The 9,729-nt window shown below is 67.3% G+C and carries 8 protein-coding genes; 3 read left to right on the top strand and 5 right to left on the bottom strand.

What is annotated here, in order from left to right; all coding sequences use genetic code 11:
- Window positions 1–546: 546 nt before the first annotated feature.
- Complete coding sequence (locus tag GA0115259_RS24605) at window positions 547–3,267, top strand: glycosyl hydrolase family 95 catalytic domain-containing protein (protein ID WP_202450306.1); 2,721 nt, start codon at window positions 547–549, stop codon at window positions 3,265–3,267.
- A gap of 55 nt (window positions 3,268–3,322) precedes the next feature.
- Here GA0115259_RS24605 and GA0115259_RS24600 read toward each other — a convergent pair whose 3' ends face one another.
- A complete protein-coding gene (locus GA0115259_RS24600; RefSeq protein WP_093601074.1) occupies window positions 3,323–3,892 on the bottom strand; it encodes a DoxX family protein in 570 nt (189 codons plus the stop codon).
- Window positions 3,893–4,274: 382 nt separating this feature from the next.
- Here GA0115259_RS24600 and GA0115259_RS24595 point away from each other — a divergent pair, with 382 nt between their 5' ends.
- Complete coding sequence (locus GA0115259_RS24595; protein ID WP_093601072.1) at window positions 4,275–4,949, top strand: endonuclease; 675 nt, start codon at window positions 4,275–4,277, stop codon at window positions 4,947–4,949.
- Window positions 4,950–5,062: 113 nt separating this feature from the next.
- Here GA0115259_RS24595 and GA0115259_RS24590 read toward each other — a convergent pair whose 3' ends face one another.
- Both GA0115259_RS24590 and GA0115259_RS24585 read right to left on the bottom strand, forming a co-directional pair.
- Complete coding sequence (locus GA0115259_RS24590) at window positions 5,063–5,275, bottom strand: antitoxin (protein ID WP_093601070.1); 213 nt, start codon at window positions 5,273–5,275, stop codon at window positions 5,063–5,065.
- Window positions 5,276–5,344: 69 nt separating this feature from the next.
- Complete coding sequence (locus GA0115259_RS24585) at window positions 5,345–5,728, bottom strand: luciferase domain-containing protein (protein ID WP_256098122.1); 384 nt, start codon at window positions 5,726–5,728, stop codon at window positions 5,345–5,347.
- 238 nt (window positions 5,729–5,966) lie between these two features.
- Between GA0115259_RS24585 and GA0115259_RS24580 the strand changes: the two genes are divergently transcribed.
- Entirely contained in the window at window positions 5,967–6,536 is a 570-nt protein-coding gene (locus tag GA0115259_RS24580; RefSeq protein ID WP_093601068.1) for an HD domain-containing protein, read from the top strand.
- A 62-nt stretch (window positions 6,537–6,598) separates the two neighbouring features.
- Here the strand turns inward: GA0115259_RS24580 and GA0115259_RS24575 are convergent, their stop codons facing one another.
- The gene (locus GA0115259_RS24575) at window positions 6,599–8,170 is read right to left on the bottom strand and encodes a M1 family metallopeptidase (RefSeq protein ID WP_093601066.1); all 1,572 of its coding nucleotides are present in this window, start codon (window positions 8,168–8,170) and stop codon (window positions 6,599–6,601) included.
- A gap of 79 nt (window positions 8,171–8,249) precedes the next feature.
- A partial coding sequence (locus tag GA0115259_RS24570; protein ID WP_161230462.1) for an MMPL family transporter occupies window positions 8,250–9,729 on the bottom strand: 1,480 nt, incomplete at its 5' end.

Raw genomic sequence — 9,729 nt, 5'->3', positions numbered from 1 at the left:
CCCTGGCGGTCCGCCCGCTCCTCCGGCCTCTCGTGCCGCGCGAAGCCGTGGGCGCGGTCGGCTGCGTCCGCGTCTGCGGCTGCGGCTCTCTCGTCCTCCGGCCGTCCGTCGTCGTCTGCCATGGCCCTCCTCGGAACGCCGCGACGGCGTCGCCGCCGGCGGCGGACCCGTTCTCGTGTCCCCGTCCTCGTCGTTCTCGTCCTCCTCGTCCCGCATGCGCATGTAAGCGCGTGGCCGGTCTTCGTACCACCGGGTGGACGGCAAGTGGCCGCAGCGGGCCGCCGAGACCGTCCCAGCGAGTCCACTGAGGCCGGTCGCAGCTGCGGTATCGATGGAGATCCGATCAATATGCACACAGGGCTGCGAAATAGTTCTGCACGGCTACTTGACGGCCTGAAACCTCCGATGTTCACTGCATGTTGCGAACATGTCACCAGCTTGCTGCTTTATGGATCACCGCGCCGACCAGGTGTTCCCGCGCCACCGCGAACCCGCACACCTCCTTGCCTTTCGGCACCCCCTTGCCACTCGTGGGAGTGACACACGATGAGACCCAACCGAATAGTCGTATTCGTCCTCGCCGCCGTCTGTCTGCTGGGCGGTCTCACCGGTGGTCCGGCGTCCGCGTCGACCACCGACGCCGCGTTCAACAACGCGACCGGCGCGCTGAACGTCGACTACGCGAGCTATCTCTCCAAGCACGACATCGTCTACAACCGGCCCAACACCAATCCGGATCACGGACTGACCGTCGGCAACGGCCGTATCGGTGCCATGGCATGGCAGAACAACGGCCTGTCCATGCAGGTGTCCGGCGTCGACACCTCCCAGCAGACCGCGTTCGGCGGCGGGCTGCTCAATCTGGCCACCACTCCGGCGATGGACAGTGGGTACTCCACCTACCAGCAGCGTCTCTCGCTGTACGACGGAACACTCACCACCAAGTACGACAACAACCGGACCGTCACCGTCATGGGTTCACCGAACTCCGAGGTGATGGGCATCCATGTGGACGACACACGCGGCGGAGTGTCCAGCATCGCGCTGGAGCTGAGCCTGTGGGATGTGAGCCAGCTCGGGAACAGCGGTGACGTACCCAATCTCGACACCTGGAAGACGGTGTCCACCTACGCCGACTCCACCGGCGCGGGACTGAGCCGCGGCCAGGCCGATCCGCAGAACTTCGGCTACACCCTGGCGGCGACCGTGGAAGGCGCGGCGTACTCCGCTCAGGTCGTCGACGGCCGCAAGGTACGGCTGACGATCACACCGTCCAGCAGTTACACGATCTGGTTCACCGCCAGCAGCCGGCTCAACGCTCCCGGCAACAACTCGGTGACCCAGGCCAAGAACGCGCTGAACTCTGTGAAGGGCACGGGATACACGACCACCCTGAACAACTACCGCAACTGGTGGCACGCGTTCTGGGAGAAGTCGTTCGTGCAGTACTCCAACGGGTCCCGTGAAGCGGACTACATGGAGAACGTGTACTACCTCAGCACCTATATGATCGCCGCCGGCGGATACGCGAACTATCCGTTCCACTTCATCAACGGCACCTTCCGGGCCACCGGGGACGCCACGAAGTGGAGCAATTCGTACTGGTACTGGAACCAACGGGACGTCTACAACTCGTTCCTGGCCTCCAACCATCCCGATCTGCTCGCCGGATTCAACAAGCTGTACAGCCGCAACTTCGACGCGCTCAAGGCGTACACCCGGACCAGATACAACGTGGACGGGATCTGGGTACCGGAGACCATGGGCTGGGACGGCAACGCCCGTGGCACGGTCAACAGCGACTACACCAAGAACATCTGGTCGACCGGCGCCGAAGCCGCGTACAACATGTATCTCCAGGCCAAGTACACCAACGACACCAACTACCTGCGGAACACGGCCTATCCGTTCATGCGTGAGGTCGCCAAGTTCTACGCGGCGAAGCTCTCCTACGACAGCGGCACCGGCAAGTACTATGTGGCCACATCCAATTCGCACGAGACCTACTGGAACGTGCCGAACGCCATCACCGATCTGGCCGCCGTACGCACCCTGTTCCCGCTGGCCATCCAGACCGGTGCCGATCTCGGTCTGGACGCCGATCTGCGTCCGCAGTGGCAGCGGATCCTGGACAATCTGATCGCGTATCCGTCGGACGCGAATGTGTATCTGCCGCACACTCCTCCGATATCCCAGACACGCAACAACGAGAATGTGGCGGCCGAGCTCATCTGGCCCTATGACCTCACCGGAATCGGCTATCCGGACCAGCAGAAGGCCATCAACACCTGGAACGCCCGGCCGTTCCCGTACGGCAACGTATGGGCGAACGACGCGGTCCAGGCCGCCAGGCTCGGCCTCGGGGACCAGACGTTCCAGGGCATGAAGACCATGCTGCGCCAGTACCAGAACTATCCGAACGGTCTGACGGCCAACACCAACGGTGTCTTCGAGTATCTCGGTGTGCATCTGACGGCGACGAACGAGTCGCTGCTCCAGTCGTACAACGACAAGATCCGGGTCTTTCCCGCAGTGCCCTCGGACTCCTCCTTCGTCGGCAAGTTCAGCCTGCTGGCCAAGGGCGGTTTCCTCGTCAGCTCGGAGCGCGAGGCGGGCGAGATCAAGTACGTGGGAGTCAAGAGCCAGTACGGCAACAGCACCCGGATCGTGAACCCGTGGGGAACGCAGCAGGTGCGTGTCCGCCGGGTCTCCGACAACGCGACCGTACTGACCACCAGCGCCGCCGAGTTCGCGCTCAGCACCACGGCCAACACCGTGTACGTCGTCGAGCGCACCGCCAAGCCGCTCAGCTCGTACACCTCCACCCGGCTCACCGGGACGGCCAACCAGGACGCCAAGTCCCTGGCCGGCACCAACTCCACGCTCGGGCTCGGCTCGACGCCCAACCCGATGGTGAACAACACCTCGGTGACCTACGACAGCAACTGGTACCTCACGACCAACCGCGGCTATGGCGACTACAACGACGACACCCATCACAGCAACACGGTGGGAGCGACGGCGCAGTACACCTTCACCGGCACCGGGATCCAGTACCTCTCCGAACGCAACGGTGACATGGGAACGGTGGACGTCTATCTGGACAACGCCTTCCAGGCGACGGTCGATCTGAGGATCACCGGCCCTCGGCAGGCCCAGCAGACCGTCTGGCAGAGATCGGGGCTCTCCCGGGGCTCGCACACCATCAGGATCGTCAACAGGAGCACAGCGGTCGGCATGATCGACGCCTTCCGCATCACTCCGTAGCCATCAGAGGCGCAAAGGAAAAGGGCGGTGGCCGCGGCGGCGGTCACCGCCCGGCTCACTCTCCGGCGGGCGCGTCCTCCTCTCCGGCGGGCGCGTCCTCCTCACTCTCCCGGGCAGCCGCCGCCATGCCTCTGGCCCGCTTCCCGATGACCAGCGCCGCGCCCGCCGCGCTGGCCGCGAAGGCGACGGGAACCATCCACCGCCGGTCGAGCCGGTAACAGGTGACATGGTCCAGCGAGTAGCGGCCCGCTCCCATGAGCCCGATGGAGGCCGCGGTCCAGCCGAGAAGGCCCGGATACTCGAATCCGCCCGACTGACTGAAGAATCCGTTGGGCGCGTGCACCGCCGACGCTCCCGCCATACCGCCGGCCGCCGCCGCTCCGGCCGCCGGAGTGGCGAGCCCCAGGGCCAGCAGCACACCGCCTCCGGTCTCGGCGAGTCCGGAGGCGATCGCACTCGGTCTGCCGGGCCGGTAGCCCATGGCCTCCATCCCCTGGGCGGTCCCGCCGATCCCGCCGCCGCCGAACCAGCCGAAGAGTTTCTGGGTGCCGTGCGCGGCGAGTACGGCTCCGACGCCGAGCCGCAGGGTGAGCAGTCCGAGGTCGCGTCGGTTCACACAGGTCATGGCGGGCTCCGGGTGTGCGGGTGCGTCAGGCGTGCCGAGGAGTACGGGAACGTACGACTCCACTCTCGGCGGAGCGGCGGCCGGGAGGTCAGCGTTGCTGGGCCGTACGAGTCGCCACGGCGCGCCAGCCCACCCCTTATGTCACCTTGACGATAAGCCGAGTCCGACCGGCTCGTCGCCTTCGGGGACGGTATGGAGAGCGACGCCCTGGAGCTGACCTGGGGACAGACGGTCCGGGTGGGCAGATCCGCCACCGCGCTGCGACTGCTCGGCCGAGTAGCCACGTACACACGTGCGACCGCCGTCGGACCGCGTCACAATGGAGAGAGCGGGCACGGGCACCGATACGGCGATGGCAGCCGGACGGAGGAGGCGCGTTGCGATGGAGACCAGCGATCGCGAGACCGTACGGAAACTGCTCGCCACCCATGGCCGCACCTACGCCGATCAAGCGGGTATTCATCTCCGGAACACACCACAGCCGCTCTACCAACTGCTCGTCCTGGCCTGTCTGTTGAGCGCGCGTATCCGCAGCGACACCGCAGTCGCGGCTTCCCGTGCGCTCTCGGAGGCCGGCTTCCGCGACGCGCGCCGGATGGCGGACGCCACCTGGCAGCAGCGGGTGGACGCGCTGGGCCTCGGCGGCTACCGCCGCTACGACGAGCGCACCTCGACGCAGCTCGGTGTGGGCGCCGAGTTGCTGCTCGACAAGTACCACGGCGATCTGCGCCGGCTGCGCGACGCGGCGGGCGCAGACATGGGCACGCTGCGGTCGTTGCTGCGGGAGGTGCCCGGACTCGGTCCCGTGGGTGTGGACATCTTTCTCCGCGAGGTCCAGGGAATCTGGCCGGAGGTCGCTCCGTATCTGGACAAGAAGACTCTCCAGGGCGCGCGGAAGCGCGGACTGCCCGACGAGCCCAAGGCGTTGGCGCGGCTGGCCGATCACACCGATCCCGCGGTCTTCGCGGCGGCGATGGTACGAGCCGCTCTCGAACGGACCGGGACGACGAAGAAAGCAACGAAGAACGCGACGAAGAGAACAGCGAAAACAACGTAGTAGCCCGCCATACATGAGGCGCCTCTCCGTGCAACTGCTCGCACGGCAAGGCGCCTTCACGTCGAATGTGGTCTCGCGCACGTCGAATGTGGTCTCGCGCCGGAAGCGGCGCGTCAGCCGGCCGACGGCCGGTTGTCGCGAGGCGGCTCACGGGACGGCTCGTTGGTGCCGAGCTGCTCATTGATCTTCTTCTGGGCCATGTCGACCGGCCCTTTGTACTTGTTCCCCGTCTTCCTGTCGAACGCGTCGCCCGCCTTCTCGACCCCCTGGCGGACCGTGCTCTCATGCCCCTTGATGAGGCCCTTCAGCTTGTCGAGCATCGACATGTTCGGCTCCTCGGTCGGAACGTCTTCATGTCCACCTTCACCGCTGTCCGGCGATCCCGCATCCGGACATCAGCGTGAGTAGGCGTAAGTGCGCTGCCGCGTGCAGGGATCGCTCACCGCGCCCGTGCCGTCGTCCTCGGGCAGCCCGGCGACGGCCTGGAGCGCGGCGCTGACCAGAGTGACCAGAAGATCGATGTCCGCTCCGGTGTCGAGCCGTACGGTGACCCAGCCGCAGCCGGCCCGCAACCGGAGCGCGGTGGACCTCTTGAGCGCCGGACGAAGCTTGGCGATCATGGCGTTGGTGAGATGAACATCTGCTTCGTTCTCACCGTGGAAGTGAACTATTTCCTGTGTACCCGAGCGTACGCACGGATCTGTGCCGCAATAGGCCCGGCCACCGCTGAGACCTGGCCAAGTCATCAGCCGTTCGCCGGCATGTCTGGCAGCGTTCATGCCATCAGCGTGCCGTACCGCGACCTCGGCGGACAGAGGAAACGAGGAAACGAGGAACAAATGTGCTTGTCTTTGCCGAGTTCCGCGCAGCTCCGCCGATTTCCACGCGGCCGGGCGCGCCTCGGGCCGACGGCTTTTGTTCGCCACGTGTTCAACGCTCCGTCCGTCGGCCCGTTCATCCCTTCATGATCTCCTCGGCAGGGCGACGGCAGACATTTCAGGACGAGAAAGGGCCGCCATGGCTGCGAACTCGGTCGATGAGCTGATGGATCTCCTGTACGCGTGCCGGGGCGTCTGGGACAGCCCCGACCGCAGCGGCGACGCCGTCGATCTCCATGACCACGCCCTTCAGACGGCCGCCCTGCTGCGCCGCCGGCATCCCGCCGACAAGGAGCTCCAGATCGCCGGTCTGGTCCACGATCTCGGCCATCTGCTGCTGCCCGGTGACGACGCGGGACACGGGGACCGGGCCGCCGACGCCGTACGCCCGCTGCTCGGCGACCGGGTGGCCCGGCTCGTACGGCTCCATGTGCCCGCCAAGCGGTATCTGGCCGCGATGGAACCGTGGCACACGCTCTCGGAGCGGAGCGCGCGGACGCTGCGGCTCCAGGGCGGCGCGATGACCCGGGCGGAGGTGGAGGCCTTCGTGCTGGACCCGCTGGCCGAGGACGCGGTACGGCTGCGCAGGGCCGACGACGAGGGCAGGACCGCCGGAATGGACGCGGGAATCATGGAGGACTGGCGGCCGGTCCTCGAATCGGTCGCGGCCGGCCACCATCATGCCGGCGTGCGCTCGCGGTACCCGTAGGGCTCGCGGTACCAGCAGGTACGGTACGGGCGCCGATACCCGTACCGTACCTGCTGGGCGCGTCAGCCGAGCGTCGCGCTTCCCAGGTCCTTCGGGGAGCTGGGCAGCGGCAGCCGGCGCGCGGTGGAGCCGCTCGGCGGAGTGACCGTCCAGTCCGGGTGCCCGGGCATCCTCGGTGTCTTCGTGCCGTACAGCCACTCGGTGAGGAAGCCGGTCAGATCCTGTCCCGACACCTCGGAGGCCACGGCGATGTACTGCGCCGTGGAAGCACTGGAGTTGCGGTACCGGTCGAGGAAGGTGTGCTCAATACGGCTGAAGACCTCCTCGCCGACCAGCGTCCACAGCGCGTACAGGACCAGCACACCGCCCGTGTAGCGCTGGCTGTGGAAGAGCGTGGCCGCCGTCGGCGCCGCGACGGGACCGGCGTCCTTGCGCCACTGGTCGCCACGGGAGTAGACGTCCTTCATCCGGGCTTCCATGCTGGTCAGCCCGATGGAGTCGGGCCAGCCGCGCTCGTACCGGTACAGCAGCCCGTAGTAGTCCGCGTGGCCCTCGTTGAGCCACAGATCCGCCCAGGTGGCGGGCGAGACGAGATTGCCGAACCAGGAGTGGACCAGCTCGTGCATCATGTGCGAGCCGATCAGATTCTCCGTCTGGAGAAGGAAGTTCGGCTTGTAGATGGTGAGGGTCTGGGTCTCCAGACCGGTGAAGTCGAAGGCATTGGGATCGTCGGTGTTGGCGGGCAGGATGCCGTACGCCTCGAACGGGAAGGCGCCCAGCCGCTGCTCCAGCCAGGTGAGCTGATGGGGCGTCAGGGCGAGGGCCGGCTCAAGTGCCGCCGCGCGTGTGGTCGGTACGACATCGCGCAGCCGCAGTCCGTTCGGGCCCGGCCGTTCGACGATCCGGTAGTCGCCCACGGTGATCTGCACCAGCTCGGTGGCGAGGGGATCACGTGAGCGGTAGGTGACGGTGGTGGTGCCGTTCGCCTTCCTGGTGGAGACCAACGAGCCGGTCGCGACGGCCGTCAGCCCGTCGGGCGCGGTGATACGGAAGGTGAAGTCGGCCTTGTCGCTGGGATGGTCGTTGCACGGGAAGACCGTGCGCGCCAGATCCGGCTGCCCGGCCACGGCGAAGCCGTCGGGCGTGGGCACCCAGCCGTTGTACGGCGGCGCGATCTTGCGCGGGTCGGCGGTGTAGTCGACGCGTACGGTGAACTTCTCACGGTTCGCCAGGCAGGACGGCGGCGTGACGACCAGTTTCTCGGTCTGCTGCTCGAAAGCCGCTTCCCGGCCGCCCACCCACACACCGCGGACCACAAAACCGACCGCGTCGAGCGAGAAGCGGGAGAGATCCTGGGTGGCGTGCGCGGTGACGGTCACGCTCGCGTCGACGAGCTTGGTGTCGGCGCGGTAGGTGAAGTCCAGCAGATAGGCGGCGACACGGTATCCGGTGTTGCCGAGCACCGGATAGACGGGATCGTTCAGACTGCCGCCGCCCGGGGTTCCCCCGTCTCTGACGTCCCGTGCGCCACGGCCGTCGGCGCTCCGCGCCTGCGCGGCCGGGGAGAGGGTGAGAGCTGCTGCTGTGCCGAGGAGCGCGACCGCCGGGGCCGTCACTCTGGTGCGATATCGCATGTTCCTCTTTCGGTAAGTGCGACTTGAGCAGCGCGATCCGGCCAAGAATGATCACGCCAACTGCCGGGACGCACAGGTGTCATGGCTGGTTCCCGGCATCCCGGTACCGGTTGCGGAACCGGTACCAGTCCTGTTCCCGGTCCAGTCGGCGAGGCAGCCACCAGGCGCGCGCGCCGAGCAGTGTCATCACCGCGGGGACCAGGAGCAGCCGGACGATCGTGGCGTCGATGAGCACGCTGACGGCCAGTCCGAGGCCCAGCATCTTCACCACGATGTTGTCGCTGAGGATGAACGCGGCGAAGACGCTGGCCATGATGAGCGCTGCGCAGGTGATCACACGCGCCGTGATCTCCAGACCGTGCGCGACCGCCGCTCTGCTGTCACCGGTGAGCAGCCAGGACTCATGGACGCGGGCGAGCAGGAAGACCTCGTAGTCCATGCTCAGACCGAAGACGATGGCGAACATCATCATCGGCACATAGCTCTCGATCGGCACCGTCCCCGAGATCCCCAGCGCGGGCCCTCCCCAGCCCCATTGGAAGACGGCGACCAGCACTCCGTACGACGCGGCGATCGACAGAAGGTTGAGCACGGCGGCCTTGAGAGCCACCAGCAGCCCGCGGAACACCACCAGGATGATGAGGAACGCCAGGGCGACGACCACACCGATGATCAGCGGGAGCCGCGCCCTGATGATGTCGAGGAAGTCCTCGGCGGCGGCGGTCGCGCCTGTGACATAGGTCGTGGCGGCGGTGCCGGAGACGCCTCGGGGCAGCACATCGTCCTTGAGCCGGCTGAAGAGGGCGGAGGTTCCCGCGGACTGGGGGGAGGTCGCGGAGACGGCCGTGGCGGTCAGCACCTGACCGTCGCCGGTGGGCCGGAGAGGGCTGATGCCGGCCGCACCCGGGACATCCGTGAGCGCCTCGGTGAGGCTCGCCGCCAGCGCGGGACGCCCGGCGCGCGGCACCCGGCTCTGGTCGACGACCAGGAGGAACGGACCGTTGGCGCCCGGTCCGAAGCCCTCGGTGATGAGGTCGTACGCGCGCCGGTCCGTGAAGCTCCTCGGGTCGGCGCCGTCATCGATATGGCCGAGGCGGATGGAGAAGACGGGAATCGCGAGTACGCCCACGGCGACGAGCCCGGCCAGCAGGAACCACCAGGGCCGGCGCTCGACGCGCTGGGCGTAACGGTGCCAGGTGCCCTGCGCCTCGGCGGACCGCCGCGTACCGGCCTGCCGCGTACGGACCTGTCGCGCGCTTCCCGGCCGTGTACCGCCCGCGCGCAGGGCCGGAAGTCCCTCCGCGACGGGCTTTCTGACGTGGTAACAGTCGATACGGCGGCCGACGAGTCCGAGCAGGGCCGGTACGAGAGTGATCGCGCCGATGACAGCCGTGACGACCGTGACGGCGGCGGCCACGCCCAGTTTGCCGATAAAGCTGACCTGGGAGACATACAGTCCTGCCAGGGCGACGATGACGGTGCAGCCCGAGACCACCACGGCCCGGCCGCTGGTGGCGACCGCCCGGCCGGCCGCCGTCACCGGATCCGCGCCGTCCACG

The organism is Streptomyces sp. MnatMP-M17 (assembly GCF_900091995.1).
Taxonomy (GTDB): Bacteria; Actinomycetota; Actinomycetes; order Streptomycetales; family Streptomycetaceae; genus Streptomyces.
The sequence above is the reverse complement of the archived record's forward strand: the minus strand, read 5'-3'. Positions and strand labels throughout refer to the sequence as shown.